Origin of the sequence: Bifidobacterium aesculapii (genome assembly GCF_001417815.1) — a bacterium.
In the GTDB taxonomy this organism is placed as follows: Bacteria; Actinomycetota; Actinomycetes; order Actinomycetales; family Bifidobacteriaceae; genus Bifidobacterium; species Bifidobacterium aesculapii.
This window is the reverse complement of record NZ_BCFK01000054.1, coordinates 42,310-68,984: the sequence shown is the minus strand read 5'-3', so window position 1 is coordinate 68,984 and position 26,675 is coordinate 42,310. Positions and strand designations below refer to the sequence as shown.

General features: G+C 67.0%; 18 protein-coding genes. 14 read left to right on the top strand and 4 right to left on the bottom strand.

Going from position 1 to position 26,675, the window contains the following annotated elements:
• The first annotated feature begins 230 nt into the window (after positions 1 to 230).
• A complete protein-coding gene (locus BFAL_RS07610; RefSeq protein WP_055427804.1) occupies positions 231 to 1,412 on the top strand; it encodes a DUF2974 domain-containing protein in 1,182 nt (393 codons plus the stop codon).
• A gap of 49 nt (positions 1,413 to 1,461) precedes the next feature.
• Here the strand turns inward: BFAL_RS07610 and BFAL_RS07605 are convergent, their stop codons facing one another.
• Both BFAL_RS07605 and BFAL_RS07600 read right to left on the bottom strand, forming a co-directional pair.
• Positions 1,462 to 2,385, bottom strand: a complete 924-nt coding sequence (locus BFAL_RS07605) for a LysR family transcriptional regulator (protein ID WP_055427803.1) — start codon at positions 2,383 to 2,385, stop codon at positions 1,462 to 1,464.
• Between the two features lie 85 nt (positions 2,386 to 2,470).
• Positions 2,471 to 3,100 carry an HAD family hydrolase gene (locus BFAL_RS07600; protein ID WP_055427802.1) on the bottom strand — a complete coding sequence of 210 codons (630 nt, stop codon included), beginning with the start codon at positions 3,098 to 3,100 and terminating at the stop codon, positions 2,471 to 2,473.
• Positions 3,101 to 3,636: 536 nt separating this feature from the next.
• Between BFAL_RS07600 and kdpA the strand changes: the two genes are divergently transcribed.
• The 5 genes from kdpA (at position 3,637) to BFAL_RS07575 (ending at position 11,826) form a co-directional block, all read left to right on the top strand.
• Positions 3,637 to 5,313 carry a potassium-transporting ATPase subunit KdpA gene (kdpA, locus tag BFAL_RS07595; RefSeq protein WP_055427801.1) on the top strand — a complete coding sequence of 559 codons (1,677 nt, stop codon included), beginning with the start codon at positions 3,637 to 3,639 and terminating at the stop codon, positions 5,311 to 5,313.
• Between the two features lies 1 nt (position 5,314).
• On the top strand, positions 5,315 to 7,489 hold the full coding sequence (gene kdpB / locus BFAL_RS07590; protein WP_055427800.1) for a potassium-transporting ATPase subunit KdpB: 2,175 nt from the start codon (positions 5,315 to 5,317) through the stop codon (positions 7,487 to 7,489).
• A 40-nt stretch (positions 7,490 to 7,529) separates the two neighbouring features.
• A complete protein-coding gene (kdpC, locus tag BFAL_RS07585) occupies positions 7,530 to 8,150 on the top strand; it encodes a K(+)-transporting ATPase subunit C (RefSeq protein ID WP_236691710.1) in 621 nt (206 codons plus the stop codon).
• 131 nt (positions 8,151 to 8,281) lie between these two features.
• Positions 8,282 to 11,116: an ATP-binding protein gene (locus BFAL_RS07580; RefSeq protein ID WP_082440462.1), complete on the top strand. Its 2,835-nt coding sequence runs from the start codon at positions 8,282 to 8,284 to the stop codon at positions 11,114 to 11,116.
• The gene (locus BFAL_RS07575) at positions 11,113 to 11,826 is read left to right on the top strand and encodes a response regulator (protein WP_165784923.1); all 714 of its coding nucleotides are present in this window, start codon (positions 11,113 to 11,115) and stop codon (positions 11,824 to 11,826) included. The genes BFAL_RS07580 and BFAL_RS07575 overlap by 4 nt, the downstream gene beginning before the upstream one ends.
• Positions 11,827 to 11,894: 68 nt before the next feature.
• On the opposite strand, the gene BFAL_RS07570 is transcribed toward BFAL_RS07575, so the two are convergent.
• A complete protein-coding gene (locus tag BFAL_RS07570) occupies positions 11,895 to 13,694 on the bottom strand; it encodes a bifunctional ADP-dependent NAD(P)H-hydrate dehydratase/NAD(P)H-hydrate epimerase (protein WP_055427798.1) in 1,800 nt (599 codons plus the stop codon).
• A 259-nt stretch (positions 13,695 to 13,953) separates the two neighbouring features.
• Between BFAL_RS07570 and BFAL_RS07565 the strand changes: the two genes are divergently transcribed.
• The 5 genes from BFAL_RS07565 (at position 13,954) to BFAL_RS07545 (ending at position 19,575) form a co-directional block, all read left to right on the top strand.
• Entirely contained in the window at positions 13,954 to 14,712 is a 759-nt protein-coding gene (locus BFAL_RS07565) for a carboxymuconolactone decarboxylase family protein (RefSeq protein WP_055427797.1), read from the top strand.
• 147 nt (positions 14,713 to 14,859) lie between these two features.
• Positions 14,860 to 16,461 carry an ABC-F family ATP-binding cassette domain-containing protein gene (locus BFAL_RS07560; protein ID WP_055427796.1) on the top strand — a complete coding sequence of 534 codons (1,602 nt, stop codon included), beginning with the start codon at positions 14,860 to 14,862 and terminating at the stop codon, positions 16,459 to 16,461.
• A gap of 192 nt (positions 16,462 to 16,653) precedes the next feature.
• Positions 16,654 to 17,271, top strand: coding sequence for an MptD family putative ECF transporter S component (locus tag BFAL_RS07555; RefSeq protein ID WP_055427836.1), 618 nt, complete (start codon positions 16,654 to 16,656; stop codon positions 17,269 to 17,271).
• Positions 17,271 to 17,987: an energy-coupling factor transporter transmembrane component T gene (locus BFAL_RS07550; RefSeq protein ID WP_055427795.1), complete on the top strand. Its 717-nt coding sequence runs from the start codon at positions 17,271 to 17,273 to the stop codon at positions 17,985 to 17,987. Before BFAL_RS07555 ends, BFAL_RS07550 begins: the two co-directional genes overlap by 1 nt.
• 1 nt (position 17,988) lies before the next feature.
• Complete coding sequence (locus BFAL_RS07545; protein WP_082440460.1) at positions 17,989 to 19,575, top strand: ABC transporter ATP-binding protein; 1,587 nt, start codon at positions 17,989 to 17,991, stop codon at positions 19,573 to 19,575.
• Positions 19,576 to 19,613: 38 nt separating this feature from the next.
• Here BFAL_RS07545 and BFAL_RS07540 read toward each other — a convergent pair whose 3' ends face one another.
• The gene (locus tag BFAL_RS07540; RefSeq protein WP_055427794.1) at positions 19,614 to 20,645 is read right to left on the bottom strand and encodes a hypothetical protein; all 1,032 of its coding nucleotides are present in this window, start codon (positions 20,643 to 20,645) and stop codon (positions 19,614 to 19,616) included.
• Between the two features lie 256 nt (positions 20,646 to 20,901).
• Between BFAL_RS07540 and BFAL_RS07535 the strand changes: the two genes are divergently transcribed.
• The 3 genes from BFAL_RS07535 to BFAL_RS07525 are packed head-to-tail and all read left to right on the top strand — an operon-like array spanning position 20,902 to position 26,563.
• Complete coding sequence (locus BFAL_RS07535) at positions 20,902 to 22,452, top strand: DUF3375 family protein (RefSeq protein ID WP_055427793.1); 1,551 nt, start codon at positions 20,902 to 20,904, stop codon at positions 22,450 to 22,452.
• Between the two features lie 11 nt (positions 22,453 to 22,463).
• A complete protein-coding gene (locus BFAL_RS07530; protein WP_236691708.1) occupies positions 22,464 to 23,102 on the top strand; it encodes a DUF4194 domain-containing protein in 639 nt (212 codons plus the stop codon).
• Complete coding sequence (locus BFAL_RS07525; protein WP_055427791.1) at positions 23,099 to 26,563, top strand: ATP-binding protein; 3,465 nt, start codon at positions 23,099 to 23,101, stop codon at positions 26,561 to 26,563. Before BFAL_RS07530 ends, BFAL_RS07525 begins: the two co-directional genes overlap by 4 nt.
• Positions 26,564 to 26,675 lie beyond the last annotated feature (112 nt).

Sequence of the window (26,675 nt, the reverse complement as noted above, 5' to 3'; positions counted from 1 at the left end):
ACGGTGCATGCGGGGATGCCGGCCGATGTCGGCAAGGTGTAAGCGAATGGAGGCGCTTTTTAGGCACATGCGTCGTTCCTTAGGTCGGTGTGGTGGTGAGATTTGAGGCGAAGCGCCTTGTCTTCGGGGCATCTTGCACCGGCGGACGTACCTAAGATATGGGTAATGTGTCTAAGAAGCGGTGGCGATCGGATTCATCGCGCATCGCCTTCTGCAGAGAGGAAGCCATCATGGGCAATGTGACGGATGATCTGCGGACGCGATTCGTCACCTTCGGCGAGGACGTGTTCAATGAGGTGGACAGCCTGACGCTGTCGCAGCTGGCTTATGCGCGCATGCCTGGCATTGTGCCGCGATGGGACGGGAAGAGCGGGGGTGGCGGCGTCTCCTCCCATGACGTCCTCGACCCCCGTGCCGGGGAAGGAGCGGAACAAGGAGCCCGCATCCCGATGATCCCCATCCGTGACCTGCTGTGCGCGGAACGCTACGGCTCCATGTTCGGACGGGTGTGGTCTCCGCTGCTGAACGTCGATCTGTTGCGCGCCGTGTGTGAGAACCCTCGTTGGCGCACTCTGCGCGTGGGCGCTTACGTGGAGGAGTTCGACGCGGCTTCAACCAAACAGTTCTCGGCGTGTGTGTTCGACGTCGGGGACGGCGCGCTCTACGTCGCCTTCCGTGGCACCGACAGTTCGATTGTCGGGTGGAAGGAGGATTTCACAATGGCGTTCCGACGGCCGGTCGCCTCGCAGTCGGCCGCCGTACGTTATCTCGTCGATGTGGCTGCACGATGGGACGGTCCGTTGATGGTGGGCGGTCATTCCAAGGGCGGCAATCTCGCGGTATATGCGGCGTCCGCAATGCCGGACGATGTCGCGTCGCGCATCATCGCCGTGTACTCACATGACGGTCCGGGCTTCGACGAGGCGTTCTTGGAATCGCTGGAATACCTGCGCATATCCGCCAAGGTGCGCAAGTCCGTGCCGGAGGCGTCGGTCATCGGCATGCTGTTCGAACGGCGCGAGCAGGCGGATGCCGGCTATGAGGTGGTGGCGAGCGACGGCCTCGGCATCATGCAGCACTTCGCATTGAACTGGCAGGTGGAGGACGGCCGATTCGTGCACGCGGACGGTCTGACGGTCGGAGCGCGCTACGCGGCGCGCACGTTGAACGATTGGATGGCCCGATACGACGACGGGCGGCGCCGGCTATTCATCGAGAATCTGTTCACAGTGCTCGAGGCCGGCGGATACCCCACGTTCGGAGAACTCACCGCGCATTGGACGCAGTCGCTGCCGTCCATGCTCGCCGCGATACGCGGCATCGATTCTCGGGATCGCGAGGTAATCGTCGAGGTTCTCCAGGGATTCGCGACTACAGCGGTCACGCGGGCCATGCCGGGCGATGAACGATGAACGATGCCCGGCAAGACCGCTGACGGGGCGGATGGGATATCCGGGATGACTAGTCGATGAGCTTGTAGCCGTGCGAATCCACGACGCTCTTGAGCTTGTCCAGATAGGTCTCGGCGGCCTTGGAGAGCTTGGCGCGCTCGTTGGTGATCCAGCCGACGAGCATCGTCTCGTCCGAATCGAGCGGCACCGTGCAGATCTTCTCGTTGTTGAGGTCGCCGTTGTCGATGCCGGTGCACACCGTGTAGCCGTTGAGGCCGATGATGAAGTTGAGGATCGTGGCGCGGTCGGTCACGTTGATCTGCTTGGGGGAGTAGTCCGGCCAGACCGCCTCCTCGGCGAAGTAGAAGGAGCCGTCCTCGCCCTGCTCGTACTGGATGAACGGGAAGGGCTTCAGGTCCTTCATCGTGACCATCTTCTTCGTGGCGAGCGGGTTCGTGCGCGCGATGAACACGTGCAGCGGCGCGCGGAAGAGCGCGTGGAACTCGAGGTGCTTCTCGCGCAGCAGCTTGCCGATGACGTCCTTGTTGAAGTCGGACAGGTAGATGATGCCGACGTCGGAGCGCATGTTCGCCACCGAGTCGATGATGTCGCGCGTGCGGGTCTCGCGGATCGTGAACTCGTATTCGTCGGACCTGATCGAATTGATCATCTCGACGAACGCCTCCACGGCGAACATGTAGTGCTGCGTGGAGACCGTGCACAGCTGCTTGCGGGGTTTCGCGTTCTTGTAGCGTTCCTCGAGCAGGGACGCCTGGTCGAGCACCTGGCGGGCGTAGGTGAGGAATTCGGCGCCGTCCACGGTCAGGGCGATGCCCTGCGAGGAGCGGGTGAAGATCTCGATGCCCAGCTCCTTCTCCAGCTCCTTGACGGAGGAGCTCAGGGCCGGCTGCGAGACGTAGAGCTCGTGGGAGGCCTCGTTCATCGAACCGCATTCGACGATCTTGACGATGTATTTGAGTTGCAGAAGCGTCATAAATATCGGTTATAGCAGTGGGTGTAGTCGAAGGGTGAGGTTATAGCGTATTCGGTTCCACATATCGCAGTGCGCCGTGAGACGACTACAGGCGCACGCCGAGCGCGGCGAGGGAGTCGCGGGCGGCGAGTGCGCCGGAGAACAGCAGGCCGTGGATGCCGACCTCGTTCGCGCCGGCTACGTTCTTCGCGGTGTCGTCGAAGAACACGCACCGCTCGGCCGCAAGACCGAAACGGGAAAGCGCCAGCTCGTAGATGTCGGCGTTCGGCTTGTGCATCTTCTCCACGCCGGAGACGACGGTGCCGTCCAGCAGGTCGTCCAGCACCGGGTATTTGTCGAAGGCGATGTGGATCGTCTCGTGCGACCAGTTCGTCAGCCCCCACACGCCGTAGCCGTGGGCCTTCAGGTCGCGCAGCAGCTGCTCCATGCCGGGCAGCATGCGCGGCAGCGCATCGCCGTAGTGTTCGATGTAGTACTTGAAGATACGGGCGATGTCCTCGCCCTGCTCGCGCACCACATCCGGGTAGATGCGGGCGAAATCCTCGCCGGCGTCCATGCGGTCCTCGTAGCGGAAGAAGCCGTGCGGGTCGTCGTCGGCGCAGATCGCGTCCACCACGTCGTCGGGATAATGGCCTTCGAGGCAGGCGCGCGTGCTCCAGTCGAACAGCACGCCGCAGAAGTCGAAGATCACGTCGGTGATGGGGGAGTCGTGCATGGCGTCTCCTTATATATATGGCACCGATACGAGAGGCGTATCGATATGGGCTCAATCGGGTACGGCACCAGTGTACGGGCGGGGTGGAATCTCCCGAATCCGCCGGTCAGTGCGGTGCCGTCGCCTCTGGTACGCGAGTGTTAGCGAACCGTTAGCGAATCGCCGTCGGGCGCATACGTAGGCGTATGGGACCCGTAAAAACCGTTTCCGTTCCTTCACATCATCCATAGCATTGAAGACGCAATGACCCGATGGTGCAGTCGCGCCCGCCGACATGGCGGGCGTAGTGCCACCGGGTTTGTTTGATGAAAAGGAGAAAGACATGCCCTGGTGGGTAGATGTTGCCTATGTAGTGGGCACGATTGTCATCTTCGTCCTGTTCGACCTCTTCGGAAAGTGGGTGGACAAACTATGATGACGTTCTTCACCGTGCTGGGTGTAGTGCTGGGACTGGCGGGAATCGCCTACATGATTTATTCCCTGTGCCGTCCTGAGAAATTCTGATCGAAGCTGTCTAGGGAACAAAGGTTCATCACATGGTATATCTTTTTGCGATCATGGCATTCGCGCTGATTGCCATCATCCTGGCGGCGATCTACAAGCCGCTGGGCGACTACATGTACAACGTGGTCACGTCCGACAAGGATCTCTTCTTCGAGAAGTGGATCTACAGGATCGTGGGCGTGGACTCCAAGAAGGGCCAGACCTGGAAGGCGTACCTGCGCGCCCTGCTCGGCTTCTCGCTGCTGAGCGTCTTGGTCCTCTACCTGCTCCAGCGCGTGCAGCAGTGGCTGCCGTTCTCGCTGGGCTTCCCGAACGTCGAAGGCCCGCTGGCGTTCAACACCGCGGCCTCGTTCGTCACCAACACGAACTGGCAGTCGTACTCGCCTGACGTCACGCTCGGCTACACCGTCCAGTTCGCCGGCCTGACCGTGCAGAACTTCGTGTCCGCGGCCGTCGGCATCGCGGTCGCGATTGCGCTGGTGCGCGGCATCGCATGGCGCAAGTCCGAGACCATCGGCAACTTCTGGGTCGATCTGACCCGCATCACGCTGCGCATCCTCATGCCGATCGCCATCGTCATGGGCGTCATCCTCATCGCGCTCGGCGTCGCGCAGAACTTCGCGGGCTTCGTCGACGTCAACACCGTCGCCGGCGGCACCCAGAAGATCATGCAGGGCCCGGTCGCCTCCCAGGAGGTCATCAAGGAGCTCGGCACCAACGGCGGCGGCTTCTTCAACGCCAACTCGTCGCATCCGTACGAGAACCCGAACATGTGGACCAACCTCATCGAGATCCTGCTCATGCTGTGCATCCCGGTGGCGCTCACCCGCACCTTCGGCCGCATGGTCGGCGACATCCGTCAGGGCTACGCGCTGCTCGGCGCCATGGTCATCCTCTTCGGCGCGAGCTTCTTCTTCGTCGTCACGGCCGAGTCCTTCTCCGTCGACCCGATCACCACGCTGACCGGCGGTTCGATGGAAGGCAAGGAGACCCGCTTCGGCATCGTGTGGTCCGGCCTGTTCGGCACGACTTCCACCAGCACCTCCACGGGCGCCGTCAACTCGATGCACGACTCGTACACCGCGCTCGGCGGCATGATGTACATGCTCAACATGATGCTCGGCGAGGTCTCGCCGGGCGGTGTGGGCGCCGGCCTGTACGGCATCCTCGTGATGGCGATCGTGGCCGTGTTCATCGCCGGCCTCATGGTCGGCCGCACGCCTGAGTACATCGGCAAGAAGATCGGCCCGCGCGAGATGAAGATGGCGTCGCTGTACTTCCTCGTCATGCCGATCACCGTCGTCGCCGGCGTCGCCCTGAGCTTCGCCGTGCCGTTCGCCCGCCAGTCGATTTTCGACACCTCGCTCAACAACAGCGGCAGCCACGGCTTCTCCGAGGTCGTCTATGCGTTCACCTCCGCGGCCAACAACAACGGTTCCGCCTTCGCCGGCATCACCGCCGACACCCCGTGGCTCGACACCATGCTCGGCCTGGCCGTGCTGCTCGGACGCTTCCTGCCGATCGCCCTCGTGATCGCGCTGGCCGGCTCCCTCGCCAAGCAGGACAAGGTGCCGGAGACCTCCGGCACGATGAAGACCGACAACGGCCTGTTCGTCGTCCTGCTGGTGTTCGTCATTGTACTGATTTCCGCGCTGACGTTCTTCCCGACGCTTGCTCTGGGACCGTTGGCAGAAGGTTTGGTGGCGTGATATGACTTCCGCAACTGTCAACGACGTCGCGAACAACGCGAACTCCATCGTGAGCGACGTCAACCAATCGAACAACAAGTCCCTCGGAGCCATGCTGGGCAAGAGCCTGCCGGACGCGTGCCGCAAGTTCGACCCGCGCAACATGGTGCACAACCCCGTCATGTTCATCGTGTGGGTGGGCGCCGCGTTCCTGACCCTGCTTGGCATCTTCCAGATCTTCGACGGCTCCCTCGCCAACGGCGAGCCGGTCTACTTCACGTGGATCGTCGCCGTCGTGCTGTGGCTCACCGTGCTGTTCGCGAACCTCGCCGAAGCCGTCGCCGAAGGGCGCGGCAAGGCGCAGGCCGACGCGCTGCGCAAGACCCGCACCACCACCCCCGCGCATATCGTCAAGGGATACGACGAGAAGAACGACCCCGACGCGCGCGGTCCGGAGAAGGGTGAGGGCTCCGCATACATCGAGGAGATCCCCAGCTCCGACCTCAAGCTCGGCGACGTGGTCGTCGTGGCCGCCGGCGAGCTCATCCCCGGCGACGGCGACATCATCTCCGGCATCGCCTCGGTCGACGAATCCGCCATCACCGGCGAGTCCGCCCCCGTCATCCGCGAGTCCGGCGGCGACCGCTCGTCCGTGACCGGCGGCACCCGTGTGCTCTCCGACCGCATCGTCGTGCGCATCACCCAGAAGCCCGGCGAGAGCTTCGTCGACAAGATGATCGCACTGGTCGAAGGCGCCAACCGCCAGAAGACCCCGAATGAGATCGCGCTCGACGTGCTGCTGAGCTCTCTGACCATCATCTTCCTGGTCGTCGTGCTGTGCATCAACCCGCAGGCCTCCTCGGTCGACGCCTCCGTGAGCCTGACCGTGCTCATCGCCCTGCTCGTCTGCCTCATCCCGACCACCATCGGCGCCCTGCTGAGCGCCATCGGCATCGCCGGCATGGACCGTCTGGTCCAGCGCAACGTGCTCGCCACCTCCGGACGCGCCATCGAGGCCGCCGGCGACGTGACCACCCTGCTGCTCGACAAGACGGGCACCATCACCTACGGTAACCGTCAGGCCTCCGAGTTCCATGCCCTTCCCGGCGTGGACCATGCCGAGATGGTCAAGGCCGCGGCCCTGAGCTCGCTGGCCGACTCCACCCCGGAAGGCCAGTCCATCGTCGCCCTCGCCAAGACCGAAGGCTTCGATCTGGACGAGGTCCCGGGCGCCGTGGACGTGGCCTTCACGGCCGAGACCCGCATGTCCGGCCTCGACCTGCCGAACGGCGACCGCATCCGCAAGGGTGCCACCTCCGCCGTCGAGGCGTGGATCGACAAGGAAGGCGGCACGATGACCGTCGAGGTCCGCGATGCCCTGCACGAGAAGGTCAACTTCATCTCCGGCCAGGGCGGCACCCCGCTCGTCGTCGCCGAGCAGTACGCCAACGGCGAGGTCAAGGTGCTTGGCGTCGTCCAGCTCAAGGACGTCGTCAAGAAGGGCCTGAAGGAGCGTTTCGCCGACCTGCGCAAGATGGGCATCCGCACCGTCATGGTCACCGGCGACAACCCGCTGACCGCCAAGGCCATCGCCAAGGAGGCGGGCGTCGACGACTTCATCGCCGAGGCCAAGCCCGAGGACAAGCTCGCCTACATCAAGAAGGAGCAGGCCAACGGCCAGCTCGTCGCGATGACCGGCGACGGCACCAACGACGCCCCGGCGCTCGCGCAGTCCGATGTCGGCGTCGCCATGAACTCCGGCACCTCCGCCGCGAAGGAGGCCGGCAACATGGTCGACCTCGACTCCGACCCGACCAAGCTCATCGACATCGTCCAGATCGGCAAGCAGCTGCTCATCACGCGCGGCGCGCTGACCACCTTCTCCATCGCCAACGACGTGGCGAAGTACTTCGCCATCATCCCGGCCATGTTCATGGAGAAGTTCCCGGGTCTCGGCGTGCTCAACATCATGGGCCTGCACAGCTCGCTGTCCGCCGTGCTCTCCGCGATCATCTTCAACGCGATCATCATCGTGCTGCTGATTCCGCTTGCGCTCAAGGGCGTCAAGTACCGTGCGGAGGCCTCCGAGAAGATCCTCGGCCGCAACCTGTCGATCTACGGTCTCGGCGGTATCGCCGCCCCGTTCGTCGGCATCTGGATCATCGACCTGTTCGTCCGCCTCATCCCGGGCTTCTGACCGGATGCAAGGCATATAAGGAGCAACAATGAAATCCTCAATGTCATTGAATCTGCGCAGCTACTGGGCCGGGTTCAAGGCCGTTCTGGTCTTCACCGTCATCGTGATCGTGTACACGTTCGTGATGACCGGCATCGGCCAGCTCGGCATGCCCGACAAGGCCAACGGCTCGATGGTCACCAACTCGCAGGGCGAGGTCGTCGGATCCTCGCTGATCGGCCAGTCCTTCACCGACGAGAACGGCGACGCGCTGCCGCAGTACTTCCAGTCGCGTCCGTCCGCCGCGTCCGATCCGAACAAGGACGAGGACAACCAGGGCTACTACGCCGCCGCGTCGTCCGGCACCAACAAGGGCCACGCCGACGAGGACCTCATCAAGAGCACGACCGAGCTTCGCAAGGCCATCGCCAAGCGCGAGGGCGTGAGCGTCAAGGACGTGCCCGCCGATGCGGTCTCCGCATCCTCTTCCGGCCTCGATCCGGCCATCAGCCCCGCGTACGCTGCCATCCAGGTCAAGCGCGTCGCCAAGGAGCGTGGCCTGAGCCAGGAGAAAGTCGAGGAGCTGGTGCGTGAGAACACCACCGGTCGTGGTCTCGGCTTCGTCGGCGAGGACACGGTCAACGTGGTCACACTGAATCTGGCGCTGGACGAGCTCGACTGACGTCCGGCCGCATGACCGATAAGGGGTGACGGTGCGAAGTGCTGCGCCGTCACCCCTTCGGTGCGTTCATCGTATACAGTCGGTATCGGGAAGTACGCGATACAGGCACGGGATCGGGGGAATGGAAGCATATGGCTGAGGCTCGTGGATCGTTCAGGGTGTTGCTCGGCGCCGCTCCTGGCGTAGGCAAGACATGCGCGATGCTCAAGGAGGGGCATCGTCTCGCCGAGGAGGGGCAGGACGTCGTCATCGCCCTGTTGGAGACACACGGCCGCAAGGCCACGCAGCACGCGGCCGAAGGGCTCGAGAGCGTGCCGCGCAGGCGCATCCGCTACCGTGGCATGTGGCTCGAGGAGATGGACCTGTTCAAGGTCATCGAACGGCATCCGCAGGTCGCGCTCGTCGACGAGCTGGCCCACACGAACGTGCCCGGATCGGTGCACGAGAAACGCTGGCAGGACGTCATGGACCTGCTCGATGCGGGCATCGACGTCATCACCACCATCAACGTGCAGCACATCGAATCGCTCAACGATGTGGTCCGCGACATCACGGGCAGCACGCAGAAGGAGACCGTGCCGGACAAGGTCCTCCGGTCCGCCACGCGCGTCGAGCTCGTCGACCTTCCGCCGGAAGGACTGCGCGAAAGACTCTCCGCAGGCCTCGTGTATAAGCCCGACCGCGTCGACGCTGCGCTGAGCAACTATTTTCGCGTCGGCAACCTTACGGCGCTGCGCGAGCTCGCACTGCTGTGGCTCGCCGGCCGCGTCGACGAGACGCTCAAGCAATACCGCGACGAGCATCACATCAAAGCCAAGTGGGAGACGCGCGAACGCGTCATCGTCGCATTGTCGGGCGGCCCCGAAGGCGAGCAGCTGCTGCGGCGCGGCGCACGCGTCGCCAGGGCGTCCGGAGGCGGCGACCTGATCGCCGTGCACGTCACACCCGAGGACGGCCTCGCCGGATCCAACCCCGCGCTGCTCATCAAACAGCGCGATCTGGTGGAGAAGCTCGGAGGAACGTTCCATCAGATCGTCGGCGAGGACATCGCCGACGCCCTGCTCGATTTCGCGCGCGCCAACAACGCCACCCAGGTGATTGTCGGCGTCTCCAGACGAGGCCTGCTGTCGCGTTGGCTCGGCAGACCGTCGACGCCCAACGGCATCATCGAGAAATCCGGCGACATCGACGTGCATATCGTCACGCACACCTTCGCCAACAAGGGCCTGGCCGGCATCCGCATGCCGTCGAGACGTCACGCGCCCATGGCGCTGGGACGTACGGTCGGTGGACTGCTGTTCGCCGCGGTCTCCGTCCCGGTCGCCGCGTGGGTGCTGTCGATGTACAGCTCCATGGCGTTCGTCCAGCGCGACGCGCTCATTCTCCAATTGCTGGTCGTCATCGCGGCGGTCATCGGCGGATTCGTCCCCGCCACCTTGTCCGCCCTGCTCAGCGGCCTTGTGCTCGATTTCCTGTATACGCAGCCGGTGGGCACGTTCCATGTGATGCACGCGTCGGATGTGGCCACCATCATCCTGTACATCGTCGTGGGGCTCATCGTCTCCGCCGTCGTCGACAGGGCCGACTCCCACACGCGGCAGGCGCAGCGCGCCAGCGCGGAATCGGAGATCCTCGCCTCCGTGGCCGGTTCGGTGCTGCGCAGCGACGATCCGTTGGAGGCGATCGTGCACCGCACGCGCGAGGCGTTCGGATTCGACTGCGTGCGTGTCGTGCAGGACGGCCGCATCGTCATCTCCGACGGGGAGCCCTCGCCCGCGAAGGACCCCGACGGCAACCAGACGGCCGGCGCGTCCGTCGAAGAGCCCGAGACCATCGCCCATGACGAGCACGGTCCCGCGCTCAAGCTCTACGGCAGATCCATCGAAGCCTCCGACCAGCGTATGCTCATGGCGATCCTCTCCCAGATCGAGACCGTGCTCGAACACAACGATCTGGAACGCAAGGCCAGCGAAATCGGTCCGCTCGCACAGGCCGAGCGCGTCCGCACCGGCCTGCTCAACGCAGTGAGCCACGATCTGCGTCGTCCGCTCGCCTCCGCGACCGCGGCGGTCTCGGGACTCGAGCGCATGGGTTCCACGATGAGCGAACGCGACCGTGAGGATCTGCTGTCGGTCGCGTCCAACGGACTCAAGCAGCTCACGAAGCTCGTCACCGACCTGCTGGACGTGTCGCGCATCCGCGAGGGGGCCCTGCCGTTGTCGCTCGTCGCCACCGACGTGGGCGAGGCCATCATCCCCCTGTTCGACGAACTCGGCATCGGTCCGTGGAGCGTCGACCTCGACATCGCCCCGGATCTCCCGCTGGTCGTCGCCGATCCGCCGCTATTGCGCCGCGCGTTGTCGAACGTGGTGGTCAACGCCCTTCGCTTCACGCCGAAGAACCGGCGCGTGCGCATCGCCGCCTCGGCGTTCAACGGTGTGGTGGAGATCCGCGTCGCCGATCAGGGACCCGGCGTGCCGGACGATCGCAAGGACGACATCTTCCTGCCGTTCCACCGGCTCGGAGACACCGACAACACCACGGGGCTCGGTCTGGGCATGGCGTTGTCGAAGGGGTTCGTCGAATCGATGGGCGGCTCGATATCGCCCGAGGACACGCCGGGCGGCGGACTCACCATCGTCATCACCCTGCGCGCCGCCAGTGCTTCGCTGGAGGCTGGGCAGCCGATACCGAAGGACGAGCTGCCGAACCCGGCGGATATCCTCGAACAGGACACGTTGAAGGTATCGGACGCCGTTTCGGACGTCATCCTGCCGCTGCCGGGCCGCGGACGTTCCGACGAGCGCGGACTCGACAGGTTCATCACCTACGGTGTGATGCGCGGCGGTTCGGACGGCGCCGCGGACCATGACGGCGTGACGGCGGACACGAAGGCGGACGGCGGCCCCCGGCCGGCCGATGCGGCGGCCGAGAACCATACGGATACGAAGGAGGCGAATGCATGATGAAGATTCTGGTGGCGGACGACGATCCGCAGTTCCTCAAGGCGTTGAAGATCACCCTGCATTCACAGGGCTATGACATCGTGACGGCCCGTGACGGCGTCGAATGCATCACCGTGGCGGTCCGCGAGCACCCCGACCTGTTCGTGCTCGACCTCGGCATGCCACGTATGGACGGCATGGGCGTGATCCATGGCGTGCGCGGATGGACCGAAGCCCCCATCCTCGTCGTCTCCGGCCGTACCGACGCACGCGAGAAGGTGGCCGCGCTGGACGCCGGCGCCGACGACTATGTGACCAAGCCGGTCTCGATCGACGAACTGCTCGCCCGCATCCGCGCCCTGCTGCGGCGCGTGACGTTGGAGAACGCCGCGGAAAGCGAATCGCCGACGGTCGCGTTCGGCGACGTGACCGTGGACCTCAACGCGCGCGCGGTGTTCCGCGGGCGTCAGGGTCGGCAGGTGCGCGTCAAGCTCACGCCCACCGAATGGAAGGTGCTGGAAGTGCTCGTGCGCAACGCGGGCAAGCTCGTCACCCGGCAGGACATGCTCACCACGATCTGGGGCGCCAGTCATGTCAAGGACACCGGCTACCTGCGTCTGTACGTCTCCCAGCTGCGCCGCAAGATCGAGCCCGACCCGGCGCATCCGCGCTATCTGAAGACCGAGACTGGCATGGGGTACCGTCTCGACGTCACCGGCGCCGCCGACTGACCGCAGCCTTCCCCATACACCATATGGACGGGCCCCGCCGGGAATGCTCCCATGGCGGGGCCACGTCGTCAGACGATGGCGTCCGCCAGCGCGTCGGGTATCGCGTCGATCACGTCGGAGGCGACGATCGGGTGACCCAACGTGTCGAAGCGCTGACGGCGCGCGTTCATGCCGAACAGCTCCGGCGGTTCCCATCCGCACTGCTCCGATTCCGAGGCGATCGCCGCCGCGGAACCGTGCAGATACGCGGCGGCCGCAGCCGTGCGCGCGACGGCCAACGGGTCGTACGGTGCCGGCGAGGACTCGTCGCCCCTCCGACCGTTGTCGTCCCCGTCGTCATCCACGTCGTCCGTATCCATCTGGGCGAGCAGCGCACCGGTCATGCCGGCGAGCACGTCTCCGGCCCCGGCCGTGCCCAGCCACGCCGGCGCGGCACCCGCGACCAGCACGCGCGCGCCTTCGCCCACCACGATCGTCGCCGCCCCCTTGAGCAGCACGGTCGCGCCGGTGCGATCATGCGCCTCGCGCGCGCACCGCAGCGGTTCGGCCTCGACCTGCGCCGCATCGACGCCCAACATGCGCGCCAATTCGCCCGCATGGGGCGTGACCACCACCTGCGGCACGACGCGTTCCGGCAGCAGGTCGAGCGCACCCGCGTCCACGACGACGGGCGGCATCGACGGCGCGTCCTGCGCGTCCGCGGCGTAATGGTCGAGCAATGCGGCGATCGTGGCGCGCTGCACGTCGTTGCCGGCGTCGTCGCCGTCGCCCGCCGGCACACCGGAACCGACCACCCACGACTGTACGTGCCCCTTGCCGAGCACCGCCTCGGGCAATGCCGCGAGCACCATGCCCTGCGGGCGTTCCGGGCCGAGGTAGCGCACCATGCCCACGTTCGTGCGTGCCGCCGCCCTCGCGGTCAGTACCGCGGCGCCGGGGTAGCGCGACGAGCCGGTGACCAGCCCCACCACACCGCGCGAGTATTTCGCGTCGCCGACACGGGGAAGCCGTACCGCCTCGGAGGCCGAATCCCGATCAGTCGCCTCGACGAGCGGCGTCGCGCCGTCCAGATCGAAGCCGAAGTCCACCAGCGTGATGCGGCCGCAGGCGAACGTCGCCGGAGGCAGCATCGCACACGGCTTCATCGCGCCGAACATGACGGTCTCATCCGCCGGAATGTAGGCGCCCGCCAGCGAACCATCGTCCACGCCCACGCCGGACGGCGTATCCACGGCGAGCACCAGCGGCAGCTCCCCGTCCGATTCGCGACCCGGCAACGCCGGACGGTCGGGGAGCGGACCGGCGCCTCCGCGCGCATCCGCCTCGGGCAGACCGAGCGCCGAGGCGATCGCGGCGGGCACCCCGCGCAACGGCCCGTTCAACCCGATGCCGGTCATCGCGTCGATGACCAGGTGCGAACGATCCGCCACACGCACCGCCGCCTGCAGACGCTCACCGGCCTCGCCCGGCGAGAATCCGGACGTGCAACCGGGAATCTCGGCGTCGGGGTCGAGCACCAGCACCTTGCCGCCTGCGCGCACGAACGCGGCGAACCCCTCGTCATGCAGGGAACGGCCCACCGCCACGGCGTTCACCTGGGCGCCCTCCTCGGCGAGCATCGCCGCGGCGAACAGTCCATCGCCGCCGTTGTCGCCGGCGCCGGCGAGCAGCGTCACGACCGCGTCCTCGATATCGACGCCCTCGTCGTCGAGCATCCTCGCGGCCGTATGCGCCGTCGCGTTGGCCGCCATGCGCATCAGCGGCACCCCGTCGTCGAGCAGCGGACGCTCCATCGCGCGCACATCCGAAGCCGTGAAGGCGCTGTGCAGCAGGACCTCGCGGCGTTCCTCATCGTTCGGTGTATTCATGGCGACCTCCTAGGTTCCGTCCGTCCTGCCCGTACGTGCCGACGGAACAAGGCGCGCCGACGGCGGGTCGCGGGCTACCCACCAGTGTAGTCGCGCCGCCATGCCCGCCCCGTATGCCCCATCATGCGGTTGCGGGCATTTGACCGCGAAGACCGCCGGCCCCTATCCTGTATGGCGATACGGCGCCGGCGACATGCAGACGGAACCCGCGCGCATGAGACGGGCCCGGCCGTCGCGGCCGGGCGGGAAGGAACGAACCATGTTCGGCAGAAGGAACGGCGGATTGTTCGCCGACGGCAAACCCACGCTCGCCCAGTGCGACCCCGAATTCATCGACCTGTTCTCGGCCTTCGCCTACGACGAGGTCGTGCACGAGCCGGGCGCGAACCATCCGGACCTCGACGACGCCACGCGTTCCATGGCGATCCTCGCCACGCTCATCGGCAGCCAGGCCACGGACGCCTACGGGATGCTGCTGCCCGTCGCATTGAAAAGCGGCGTGACCCCCGCCCAGGCCAAGGAGATCGTCTATCAGGCGGTCGCCTACTGCGGCTTCGGGCGCGTGCTGCCCTTCCTCAACATCACCAACGACGTGCTCTCCGACCAAGGCGTCGACCTGCCGCTCGAAGGCCGGGCGACCGTCACCGCCGACACGCGCGCCGCCGCCGGTGAGGCCAAGCAGATCGAGATCTTCGGCGAGGGGATGCGCGGGTTCGCTCATTCCGGCCCCGAAGACACGCGGCATATCAACAAATGGCTCGCCGACAACTGCTTCGGCGACTACTACACGCGCACCGGGCTCGATACCCGCCACCGCGAAATGATCACCCTGTGCTATCTGGCCGCGCAGGGAGGATGCGAGCCGCAGCTGACCGCCCACGCGAAAGCCAACATCGCCGTCGGCAACGACAAGGCGTTCCTCATCGCCGTCGTCTCGCAGTGCATGCCCTACATCGGATACCCGCGCACGCTCAACGCGCTCAGGTGCGTGAAGGAGGCCGCAGCCGCCGCCGAGTGACGCGACCGGTCGGACTGCCGGCACGGGCGCGGATGCCGCCTCCGTCGGCGCCCGTCGTCCGGCTGCGGCAGCGGGCATCCCGTCCGTTATAGTGTTCGTTGGCAAAATCCACGGCAACATGACACGGAAAGCGACGGGTGAGGCGACATGGCGATCGATGCACAGGGTCTGGAGATTCAGATCGGCGCAAGGACCTTGCTGCACCCGTGCGACTTCCACGTGGCCAAAGGCGACAAAATCGGCCTCGTCGGCCGCAACGGCGCCGGCAAGACCACACTCACGCGCGTCATCACCGGCGACATGCTGCCCACCTCCGGCAAGGTGCGCGTCTCCGGCAAACTCGGCTACCTGCCGCAGGACACGCACGCCGCCGACCCCGAGCAGACCGCGCTCGACCGCATGATGAGCGCGCGCGACATCGCCTCGATCATCAGCCGCATCCGCAAGGCCGAAAAGGAGATGACCGACCCCGATCCGGATGTGATGACCCGCGCCATGAACCGCTACGACAAGGCCATGCAGGACTTCGACAAGGCCGGCGGCTATGCGGCCCAATCCGAAGCCATCGCCATGGCCTCCTCGCTGGGGCTGCCGCAGGAGGTCATGGAGCGGCCGCTCGGCACGCTCTCCGGCGGCCAGCGTCGACGCATCGAACTGGCGCGCATCCTTTATTCCGACGCCGACACGCTCATCCTCGACGAGCCCACCAACCATCTCGACGCCGACTCCATCGAATGGTTGCGCGGCTACCTCAAGAAATACGAAGGCGGGTTCCTCGTCATCTCCCACTCCACCGAACTGCTCGACGAGGTCGTCAACAAGGTGTGGCACCTCGACGCCCAGCTCGGCGCCATCGACATGTATTCGCTCGGCTGGAAGGCCTATCTCCACCAGCGCGTCGTCGACGAGGAGCGTCGCCGCCGCGAGCGCGAGGTCGCCGAGAAGAAAGCCGAACGCCTCATGAAGCAGGGCATCCGCCTGCACGCCAAGGCCACCAAGGCCGTCGCCGCGCAGAACATGATGCGCCGCGCCGAAAAGCTGCTCGAGAACACCTCCGAAGCGCAGAAGAAGGAGAAGGTCGCGGACATCCGGTTCCCCGAACCCGCGCCCTGCGGCAAGACCCCGATCATGGCCAAGGACATTTCCAAGGCCTACGGCTCCAACATCGTCTTCGCCGGCGTCAACCTCGCCATAGACAAGGGCTCCCGCGTCGTCATCCTCGGCTACAACGGCGCCGGCAAAACCACCACCCTGCGCCTGCTCGCGCACATCGAACAGCCCGACACCGGGTCCGTCGACTACGGCCACGGCTGCAAGATCGGCTACTTCGCCCAGGAGCATGACACGCTCGACCTCGACGCCACCGTCCTCGAGAACCTCACGCACGTCGCCCCCGAACTGAACGACACGCAGGCCCGATCCATCCTCGGCTCGTTCCTGTTCTCAGGCGACGACGCCATGAAACCCGCCCGCGTACTCTCCGGCGGCGAGAAGACCCGACTCGCGCTCGCCACCCTCGTCACGTCCCGCGCCAACGTGCTGCTGCTCGACGAGCCCACCAACAACCTCGACCCCGCCTCCCGTGACGAGATCCTCAAGGCCATCGCCAAATACGAGGGCGCCATCGTCCTCGTCACCCACGATGAGGGCGCCGTCGAAGCGCTCAACCCCGAGCGCGTCCTGCTCATGCCGGACGGCGACGAGGATCTGTGGAACGACTCCTATCTCGAGCTCGTCGCCGAGGAGTGACGCGGCGTCGCCGGCGTCTCTCCGGCCGACGTGCGTTCGTGCATCGCTATTGCCACCCGGCGCGCCCACCGATATATTGGGATGGCCGGCGGCCCGCGTATGGCACCGGCAGCCGCATAGGACCGTATGGAAATGGAGCCGACCGTGACCCCGCAGACCCCCGACCCCACAACAGCATCGTCGACAGACGCGCTGCACGCCGGCACGGGCCGCCGCAACGGCACGGGCCTCGCCACCGCCGACCTCATCACAATCGGCGTATTCAGCGCGCTGTATTTCGTGATGGTGTGCGTCGCCACATTGGTCAGCACGCTGTTCACCGGCGGCTTCGGCTCGATCTTCCTGCCCGCCATCGCGGCGCTCATCTCCGGCCCCGTGTTCATGCTGCTGGACGCGCGTCTGCGCCGCTTCGGCGGCATCACCGTGATGGGACTGGTGATCGGCCTGTTCCTGTTCGTCTCCGGCCATTTCGCGCTCTCCTTCATCGCGAGCCTCGTCTTCCCCCTCGCCGCCGACCTGATCGCGCGTGCGGGCTCGTACCGAAACAGGACGCTGCTCCTCGTCTCCTACGTCGTGTTCTCATACGGCCTGACCGGGCCGATCCTGCCGCTGTGGTTCATGAAGGACGCCTATGTGGCGAGTCTTGAGGCGCGTGGCAAGGACGCGGCGTACATCGAAGGTGTGTTCGCGAACATCAACACCGGCACATTCATTCTCGCGATGACCGCGATCCTCGTCTGCGCGCTGCTCGGCGGATGGTTCGGCCAGCGTCTCATGAGGAAGCACTTCGCCAAGGCCGGCATCGCCTGATGGGATCGTCCGCCTCCCGGACCGGTCCGCACACGCTCGACCCGCGTACGAAGCTGGTCCTGCTGCTGTTCGCGAACCTCATGCTGTTCTTCCATGTGGTGCTCGTCACGCAGCTCGTCATGGCCGCCCTGTTCCTCACGCCGATGGCGGTGGAGGGGCGCACACGCATGGCGTCGCGTTTCGCCGTGGCGGTCGCGGCGCTCACCGCGCTCTCCATGATCGATCCGGATGCGATGGGCGTCCCGCAGCTGCATGTCGTCTCGGCTCTGGCCGTGGGCGTGTCGATGATGCTGCCGTGCTTCATGACCGGCGCCTATGCGGTCGCGACCACTTCGGCGAGCGCGTTCGTGTACGCGTTGCGGCGCATGCGGGCGCCTGAGGCGGTGGTGGTGCCGTGCGTGGTGATCATCAGGTTCTTCCCCACGGTCGCGCGGGACTACCGGAGCATCCGCGAGGCGATGGCGTTGCGCGGCATCGCCTCGGGCGCGGCGGCGTGGCTGCGTCATCCGGCGCGCTCGCTGGAGTATGTGCTGGTGCCGTTGCTGATGAACGCGACGACGGTGGCGCAGGACCTCTCGGTGGCCGCGTTGACGAAGGGTCTCGGCCGTGAGGGCGCGCACACGTCGCGTACGGCGATCCGCATGCGCGCATGCGATTGGGGGATGATGGCGGCGGCGACGCTGCCGCTCGTTGCGGATATCGCGGGGGTGGTCTGAGATGGACGGTTCGCGGTCCGTGGAGGCGCTCGACGTGCGTGACGTGTCGTTCCGCTACGATCTGGCCGACGCCGACGGTGGTGTGCGTGGCGGCGCGGACGGGACGCCGGCGGCGTTGGACGGCGTCTCGCTGCGTGTCGCGCCGGGGGAGTGCGTGGTGCTGTGCGGGGCGAGCGGGTGCGGCAAGACGACGCTCACCCGTGTGGCGAACGGTCTGGTCCCCTCGTTCTTCCATGGCGGGTTCGCCGGTACGTGCCTGACGTGCGGACTGGATGCGGCCCGGGTGCCGATCGACCGTCTGACGCCGTTGGTGGGCAGCGTGTTCCAGAATCCGAAGACGCAGTATTTCAATGCGGATTCGACCGATGAGCTGGCGTTTCCGTGCGAGAACATGGGGATGGGGACGGAGGCGGTCAACCGGCGTGTGGCGCAGGTGGCCGCGCGTTTCGGCGTGGAGGGGCTGCTTGACCGTGATCTGATGCGACTGTCCGGCGGGCAGCGTCAGCGGATCGCGATGGCGGCGGCGAACATGCTCGACCCGCGTCTGGTGGTGCTCGACGAGCCGACGGGCAATCTCGATGCGGCGGCGATCGAGGACATGCGGGTGTTGGTGCGCCGGATGAAGGATTCCGGCGTGGCGGTGCTGGTCGCCGAGCATCGTCTCGCCTGGCTCAATGGCATCGCCGACCGTTACGTGGTGTTCGACGGAGGACGAATCGTGCGATCGTATGCGGTTGGCGACTTCCTCGCGCTTGCGCCCGACGAGATCGCCGGCATGGGGTTGCGCGCGCTCGATCTGGAACCATGCCGGCGGCGTGTCCGCGCGTTGGCCGCGGCCGGTGACGAGGACGGTTCCGGTGCGCCGTTGCTGCGTACGCGCGGTCTGATCGTCGGCCATGATCGTCGACGTAGACGGCCGCGGTTCGGGTTCGGCGGCGCCGGCCGTGGAGCGGGCCGATCGTTCCGTCGCGTCGTCGGCGATCTGACGTTGCGGCGCGGTCTGATCGTCGGGCTCATGGGGCGCAACGGCTGCGGCAAGACGACGCTGGCGCGTACGTTGACGGGATTGGCGAAACCACTGGAGGGGAGCATCGAGCTGGAGGGGCGCGAGGTCGGGCCCCACGCGTTGACCCGGGCGGGGTTCATGGTCATGCAGGATGTCAACTACCAGCTGTTCTCCGCTTCGGTGCGCGAGGAGCTCATGATCGGCTTCGGTGCTGATGATTCCGACGCGCGGTCGCGATGTGACGCGATTCTCGACGCGCTCGACCTGACGGCGTTCGCCGACCGGCATCCGATGAGCCTGTCCGGCGGGCAGAAGCAGCGTGTGGCGATCGGCGCGGCGCTGATGTGCGGCAAGGACCTCATCGTTCTCGACGAACCGACCAGCGGTCTGGACCGGCTGCATATGGAACGGGTGGGTGGACTGCTGCGTCGTCTGGCGGATGGCGGGCGTGCGGTGCTGGTCGTCACGCATGATGAGGAGCTGGCGGCGGGATGGTGCGACCGCATCGTCATGCTGGACGGACCGGACCCGTCTGCACGCGATGCGCCAGCCGGCGTGGCCGCCCGCCGACGGACCCCATGACGGCGCACGCCACGCCGGGCCGCGTGTGAGCCGCCGCCTCAGTCGAAGAATCCGTCGTCGTCGATCGTCGGGGATATGTGGGGCTGCGGCCGGTTCCCGTATGCCGGGAACCCGTCGTCCGAATACGTGCCTGACGAATACATGCCGTCCGGGTACGGGGCGCCCGGGTATGGGTCTCCCGCACACCCGCCGTCCCGGCCGCCCGCGGTCGCCTGCCTGTTGCGGCGCATGTACTCGTACACGTCCACATCGGTGGGCGCCGGCTGGGTGCACCAGGCGACGCCGCCGCCGGTCAGCGGGTCGCGCTTGTCGATATGCTCCCGCATCATCTCGATGTCGTCGGCGACGACGAGCAGCCTGTCCGGATCCGTGCGGCGCAGACGCTGCTCGACCTCATCGAGATAGCAGCGCTGTCGCCGCAGCTCCTCATGCGCGCGCACCTCGTCGCACAATGCCGTGTACAGCCGGTCGACGAGACACGCGCGCTGCGCCTGTTCGACGGTGACCTCGCGACGTCGCTCCGCCTCCGCGTACTCGCGCGCCAGCCGCGTGTCATCCGCCATCGTCTCGAACAGGACGCCAAGCCGCTCCTCGATGCGCGAATGCACCGTATCGCGCATGGAACGCTGCCCTGTGCGCGGCATGTCGCCGTCGACCCGCAGCGACAACGCCCCCGTCGGCTCGAACTGCCGCGACCTGCCGGCGATCCACATCGGAATCCCGTTCTGCGGTTCGCCCGACAGTCTCCGGGGCTTCGGCGCGGTGCCCGGCTTCGACAGCTCCGCCACATGGAAGGAGCGCAGGAATCCCTCGCCGTCCTTGACGACGATGTGCGGCCACGGCCACTTCGCCTCCTGCGCCCGTTCGAACAACCGGTCGGAAGGCGGCTCGAGGGACATGCCGCGCGCCACCGCCATACGCGCGATCTCGTCGATGAGCCGCGCCGCCCTGTCCACCTGGTCGTCGGAGACGTAGCGTCGGTCGACGTCCCTTCTGAACCGTTCCGTCCACGATTCGCCCGAAGGCCCCTGCGCTCCATCCGTGGACCGCGTGATGACTGCCTGCGTCATGATGACACTTCCTTCATGATGTGGGCCGGCCTCCTTTGGCCGGCACGGTGCAACCACCATGGCGCGACGGCGACGCAAAGGCAAATCACGTCGGAGCGATGTGCATGACGGTGCATAACCCGGTGGAAAACCCTGCCCTCCGTCGCGGTCCCGGACGATGGTTGCCACCTTCACCTATGGTAATGGCGTATCGGAGTCGGCATGACGTCGGCGCATCGCGCCCATGCCGCATCGGATCTGCGGCGGGGAGGCGAGCATGGGCGACGCGAGGCGTGAGATGGAACGGCTGCGTCCGGTCTACGAGACCGGCGTGCTGCGCCTGCTGCTGCGGCGCAACGCACGCCTGTACGTGGCGCTGCTCAGGGCCGCGTTCGACCCGCTGACGGGTGAACTGCCCCGCGAAACGGTCGAGGAACGGTTCGCCCAGGGGCTCGCGGCGCTCGCGGACGGTGGACAGTACGCGCCGCAGCCCGACGAGACATTCGCCGACGCCGCCCACGGCATACTCGTCGAACTCACCCGCGAAGGGGAGGGGGACTACGCGTGGCTCGCCAACTCGCACGACGAATCCTCGCACCGGTTCCTGTACCGTCTCACCGCCCGCGCCCACCGGGCCATCGAGGCGTTGGGGCGTCTCGAGGACGACGCGCGCACCCTGTCCGGGGCGCAGGCCAACAGCATCATCATGGAGATCGAGCATGCGCGCATGCGGCTGACCGCCGACCCCGGCGAACGCGTGCGCCTGCTCAACCGTGAAATCAAGGAGCGCAAGCGCGAGATCGCGCGCATCCGGCACGGCCGCGAATACGACCATCTCAGCGACGCGCAGGTGCAGGACATCATCGCGGTGATCCACAACACGCTGCGCGGCGTTCCCGTCGACCTGCGCGAACTGGCGCTCGCCGAACGCGACAACGGCGACGCCCTGCGCCGGCGCATGCAGGCCGGCGGCATGAGCGTCGACGAGAACCTCGCCGGCTACCATGAGGCGTACCGTCGCTCGTTCCGGGAATCGGACGCCGGCCGGCGCTTCGAAGACGCCTTCCAGGTGATCATCACCGACGAGGGCAGGCAGCAGATCGACGAGGCGCTGCGCGCCATCGCGAAGACCCCGTACCTGACCGGCGGCTCCGGCGCATTGCTCGGCCAGGTGCGCGACGAACTCGCCCGCATCTACGACGGCATCGAGGACGTGCGCCGCCAGATGCGCGTCTCCGACGAGGCCGTCAGCCGCCTCATGCGCCAGCAGACGGACGTGCGCTACCGCACGATGCTCACACGCCTCAACCGCCTGTACGCCCGGATCAACGCCGACGCGAAGGCGCATCCCGGCGACTCCGCCCGTCCATACGCGACCGACACCGCCGAAGCGCTCTACGCGCCGCTGCCCACCCGCCCGGCGAAGACGATGCGCCGCACGGCGCCGCCCCTCCTCGCCGACATGTCCGACGGCGCCCCCGCGCGCATGCCGGCGGCCGACCTGCTGGCGCTGGTCGCCAACGGAGGCCCACGGCTGAAGCACATGGTGGGGCTCATCCTGCGCGCCCCGGTGATCCGCGACGGTCTCGTCGACATCGCCGCGAGCTTCAACCGGCTGCCCGAACACGAACGGCGCGAAAGCGAGATCATCGGCTTCCTGGAAGGACTGGACGCGGCGCCGCGGGACGAGAGACGCGATGCCGACGCGCCCGGCGCCCGGACCTCGCTCTGGCACTGCATGTCGATCGACGGCGAGCCCAGGGACTGGACCACCGCGCCCATGCTGGTCGACCCGCACGAACTGGACACCGTCATGGAGGAGATGTAGGGATGGACATCATGAACGAGGAACGCGAAGCGACCACGAACCCGCACGCACTGTTCGAAGGAGACCTCGGCGACATGCCCGCCGAAGCGCGCATGGCCGCCATCGCCCTCAAACGCGAACGCTACGTGGGTTCGGACCTCTACGACACCGTGCTCGAACACCGCGACGCGGTCGTACGCTCCCTGAACAACGACCTGCTCGACCTCGTGGTCGACGAACACTACCGCATCATGTACGCCACGCCGGTGCTCGGCGAGGACGTCGCGCTGCGCTCGCTCAAGACGCGCGTCAGCCTGCGGCGCGAAGAGGCGGCGCTGCTCGCCTTCCTGCGCATACGCGTGCTCGAATACGAGAACGTGCACGCCGCGCCCGACGAGTGGATCGTCGGCTTCGAGGAGATTCGCGCCGCGCTCGCCACCGGCGCCGGCTACCTCGCCTCGCGCAATGACGAGGAGGGCGTGCTCAGACAGGTGGGCGCGACGGTCTCCGCCATGGTCACCTACGGCTATCTGGCGCGCATGGACGAGGAATCCATGTACCTGATCACGCCGCTGGTGCCGGTGGTGCTCGACCAGGACCTCGCCGGCATGTGGCTCGCCGCCGCAGGCGACGACGATACGGACGGGCACGACGGAAAGGACGGACGATGACGGTTGCCGCGGACGTGCAGATGATAGCGGACCGGTGGATGCTGGAATCCCGCCGGCTCGTCAACTGGGGCACCTACGAGGGGTACCACGAATTCCGCCCCTCCACCGACGGGACGCTGCCGGTGACCCTGCTCGCCGGCGCCAGCGAATCCGGCAAATCCACACTGGTCGACGCACAGACCTCGCTGCTATACCCGACGGGCACGCCGTTCAACAAGGCCTCGAACTCGGGCCGTTCGGAACGCAGCGACTACACCTATCTGAGGGGCATGACGGGCGTCGGCAACACCGATGACGGCGACGAGCCGCTCTACCTGCGCGGCCGCGACGGGGACGGCTCTCCGCAGCCGGTATGGGGCGCCATCGTCGACACGTACCACAACCGGACCACCGGGCAGGTGCTCTCCTGCGGCAAGTTCCTGTACCTCATGGCCGGCGACGGCCGCGGCGAGGTCCGCAGATGCTACGTGACCTGGGACGAGCCCATGGACCCGCGTCTGATGGACCGCTACCGTCAGGCGCCGTTCACGGCGGTCCAGCTCAAGGCCGCGTACCCGGGGTGCGAGACGTTCCCAAGCGCCGACGCGTTCCATACGCGCATCTGGTCGGTCTTGGGACTGAGCGAGGCCGCGTGCCGTCTGCTGCACAGGATCCAATCCGCCGACGCCCCCTCCCGCCTGGACGACATCTTCAAACAGGGCGTGCTCGGCGTGCCCGAGGCGCTCGGTCTGGCGCGCGCCACCGTCGAGGACTACGAACGCTACGACGGCAACTTCCGCGCCATGGAGAGCAAGATCCGACGGATGAAGGCCCTTCGCGCCATCAGCGACGGCTACGCCGCATACGAGGCGGCGTGCGGGCGCATGCGCGCGTTCGCCGCAGCCGACCCTGCGAGCGACGAGGGGAGCGCCGCCATCCGCGACAGGGCGCTGGCCCGCATGAAGGCCGAGGTCGCCGCGCAGCTGCCGGTCGACGAGCAGGAGGCGCGCGCCCGCGCAGACGACGCCGCCGACTCGCAGCGGCGCGCCGAGGCGCTGCGCTCGCGCCTCGACGCGATCAGCCGTCGCATGCAGGGCGCGGACGGCGGCGACCTCGCCCGCGCCGAGGCCGGCCTCGACCAGGCGCGCCGTCGCCTCGAGGACGTCACCGCCGCCCATGACCGCATCGCGCGTCGCTTCGAGGCGCTCGGCGAGACGACGCCGGACGGGGAGCAGGCGTGGAACGGGCGCCGACTCGCCGCGGTGAACTTCAAACGCGGCTACGACCGTCGTCTGGAGGAGCTCGACGACTCCCGCGACCAGGCCGTCGCCGCACGCGCCGAGGCGGCGGACAGGTTGCGCCGTCTCAAGACCGACTACGAACGGCAGCGGTCGCAGCGCACCCGCATCACCCGACGCATGGACGAGGCTCGTGCCATGCTCTGCCACGCCACCGGCCTCGAGCCGTCCGAACTGCCCTACGTGGCGGAACTCATGGACGTGCGCGAGGAGGACGAGCATTGGCGTCTGGCGATGAACGCCGTCTACGGATCCATCGCCCGCACCATCCTCGTCGACAAACGCCACGAACAGGGGTTCGCGGCCAAGGTCAGTGCCATCGACCCGCGCACGATGCCCCGACGCACCTGGCGGTTCGTGGACACGACGCGTGCGGATCGGGGTTCGGCGAGCGTGTTGCGCGAAGGACTGCATGACGGGACGTGGCTGTCCGACAGACTGCGTTTCCGCGAGGACTCGCCCTTCGCCGATTGGCTGCGCGAACGCACCTCCGACCGGGACCTCGACGCGTTGTGCGTGGACGCCATCGACGACGCCGATCGGGAGCGCCGCCAGGTGCAGGCCGACGGGCAGATCAAATCCGGCGGACGCGGACAGCACGGCGTCAAGGACGGCGACGAGATCATCGGATTCGTCAACGAGACGTATCTCGGTGACCTCGAGCGCCGGATCGGCGAGGCAGGCCGCGACCTCGAACATGCGACGGACGCCGTCGACGCGGCCCGACGCCAGTCCGATATGCTGCGCGGGGAGCATGAGCTCGCCGACCTGCTCGCCTACACCACCTGGGAGGACGTCGACGTGGAAGGTGCGCGACGCGCCGTCGCCGATCTCGAGGCCGCGGTCGGCGCGACCGGAGACGATCCGGAGATGAAACGCCTCGCCGAACGGCGCGACGCGCTCGCCGGCGAGCTCGAGACGCTCGAGGAGCGTCGGCTTGAGGCCAAGCAGGCGGCGTCCTCCGCGGCCCGGGCCGCGGCCGCGGCCGCCCGGTGGCTGGAACGCCATGGCGATGCGATGCCGCACGGCGAAAAGGACCCGGGCGCGCTCGCCGGCGACATCGCCTCCGCGCTCGACGAATCGTATGACAACCGGTTCGCCGGCATCGGGGACGCCGCGCTGCGCGCCCACATGATCATCGGAGCCGGATTCGCGTCGACCGGGATGTCGGGCGAATCGTTCCCCGACCGCATCATCGCCGGCATGGCCAAGGACATGGCCGCGCGCATCTCCGGGCTGAGGGGAGACGTCGGCGCGGCCCGTGCCGCGGTCGAGGCGAAGATGACGACGTACATCGACGTGTACGGGTCGCAGGGCGGCTCGCTGGCCGCCAGCGTGGACGATCACCGGTATTATCTCGACGAACTCGAGGGCCTGTCGAAGCTCGTGGCCGTCGAGACGACGGACGATGAATACAGGCGTTGCCTCGAACAGCTGGCCATGAGCATGATGACCATCAAGCGCGCCATCGACACGGACACCGCGGACATCCACGACCAGCTCGACCGCATCAACGCGATGCTGGAAGGCCAGGAGTTCGGTCCGCGCCGCGGCAGCCTGTCGATCCACGCCGACATCCGCCGGGCCGATCCGGAATTCCGTACGAAGCTCGCCCACGTGATCGACGTGCTGAAGACGTGGCGCGCCTGCGCGGCAAACGGCGGCGGCGACGGCGAGCTGGCGCGGCGCACGTTCGACGACTGCGCGCCGATGATCGCCATGCTGCGTGACGACCTGGGGAAGGTCAAGGACGCGAACGGGGTGCGCAGCATCGGCGCGCACAACCTCGACCCGCGCTGCCGCTCCACCTTCTATGCGGTCGTGCGGCACGACGAGGGGCCCGACGAGCGCATCACCTCCACCGGAGGCCGCTCGGGCGGGGCGCTGCAGGAGCTCACCTCGTTCGTCTACGGCGCCGCGCTCATCTATCTGCTCGGCGGAGGCATGACCAGCGAGCCGTGCTACACCACGCTGTTCCTCGATGAGGCGCTCATCAAGGCCGACGGCCGGTACACGCAGCGCGCGCTCATGGTGCTGCCGCGACTCGGGTTCCAGGTGATCGTATCCGCGCCGGAAAGCAAAACGGGCGAGATGCTTGCGGTGTGCACCAAGGCGTACGTCACCTACAGGGATCCGGACACGGGCCTGAGCTCGTTGCGCGAGGCGGTGCTCGAAGGTCGGTGACGACCGGCCGGCGCCCCGCGTCTCCCATCGGCATTGACACGCCATCGAACGTGTGTTCGATATCTGTCGGGTCGTCGGGTATCCTTGGTGCGGAATCGACGGACGCGGGCGC

Coding starts and splice junctions, on each gene's coding strand:
- BFAL_RS07525 (WP_055427791.1), top strand. CDS start 23,099: ATGACGGTTGCCGCGGACGTGCAGATGATAGCGGACCGGTGGATGCTG.
- kdpC (WP_236691710.1), top strand. CDS start 7,530: ATGTCATTGAATCTGCGCAGCTACTGGGCCGGGTTCAAGGCCGTTCTG.
- BFAL_RS07610 (WP_055427804.1), top strand. CDS start 231: ATGGGCAATGTGACGGATGATCTGCGGACGCGATTCGTCACCTTCGGC.
- BFAL_RS07605 (WP_055427803.1), bottom strand. CDS start 2,385: ATGACGCTTCTGCAACTCAAATACATCGTCAAGATCGTCGAATGCGGT.
- BFAL_RS07535 (WP_055427793.1), top strand. CDS start 20,902: ATGGGCGACGCGAGGCGTGAGATGGAACGGCTGCGTCCGGTCTACGAG.
- BFAL_RS07550 (WP_055427795.1), top strand. CDS start 17,271: ATGGGATCGTCCGCCTCCCGGACCGGTCCGCACACGCTCGACCCGCGT.
- kdpA (WP_055427801.1), top strand. CDS start 3,637: ATGGTATATCTTTTTGCGATCATGGCATTCGCGCTGATTGCCATCATC.
- BFAL_RS07570 (WP_055427798.1), bottom strand. CDS start 13,694: ATGAATACACCGAACGATGAGGAACGCCGCGAGGTCCTGCTGCACAGC.
- BFAL_RS07545 (WP_082440460.1), top strand. CDS start 17,989: ATGGACGGTTCGCGGTCCGTGGAGGCGCTCGACGTGCGTGACGTGTCG.
- kdpB (WP_055427800.1), top strand. CDS start 5,315: ATGACTTCCGCAACTGTCAACGACGTCGCGAACAACGCGAACTCCATC.
- BFAL_RS07565 (WP_055427797.1), top strand. CDS start 13,954: ATGTTCGGCAGAAGGAACGGCGGATTGTTCGCCGACGGCAAACCCACG.
- BFAL_RS07600 (WP_055427802.1), bottom strand. CDS start 3,100: ATGCACGACTCCCCCATCACCGACGTGATCTTCGACTTCTGCGGCGTG.
- BFAL_RS07560 (WP_055427796.1), top strand. CDS start 14,860: ATGGCGATCGATGCACAGGGTCTGGAGATTCAGATCGGCGCAAGGACC.
- BFAL_RS07580 (WP_082440462.1), top strand. CDS start 8,282: ATGGCTGAGGCTCGTGGATCGTTCAGGGTGTTGCTCGGCGCCGCTCCT.
- BFAL_RS07530 (WP_236691708.1), top strand. CDS start 22,464: ATGAACGAGGAACGCGAAGCGACCACGAACCCGCACGCACTGTTCGAA.
- BFAL_RS07540 (WP_055427794.1), bottom strand. CDS start 20,645: ATGACGCAGGCAGTCATCACGCGGTCCACGGATGGAGCGCAGGGGCCT.
- BFAL_RS07575 (WP_165784923.1), top strand. CDS start 11,113: ATGATGAAGATTCTGGTGGCGGACGACGATCCGCAGTTCCTCAAGGCG.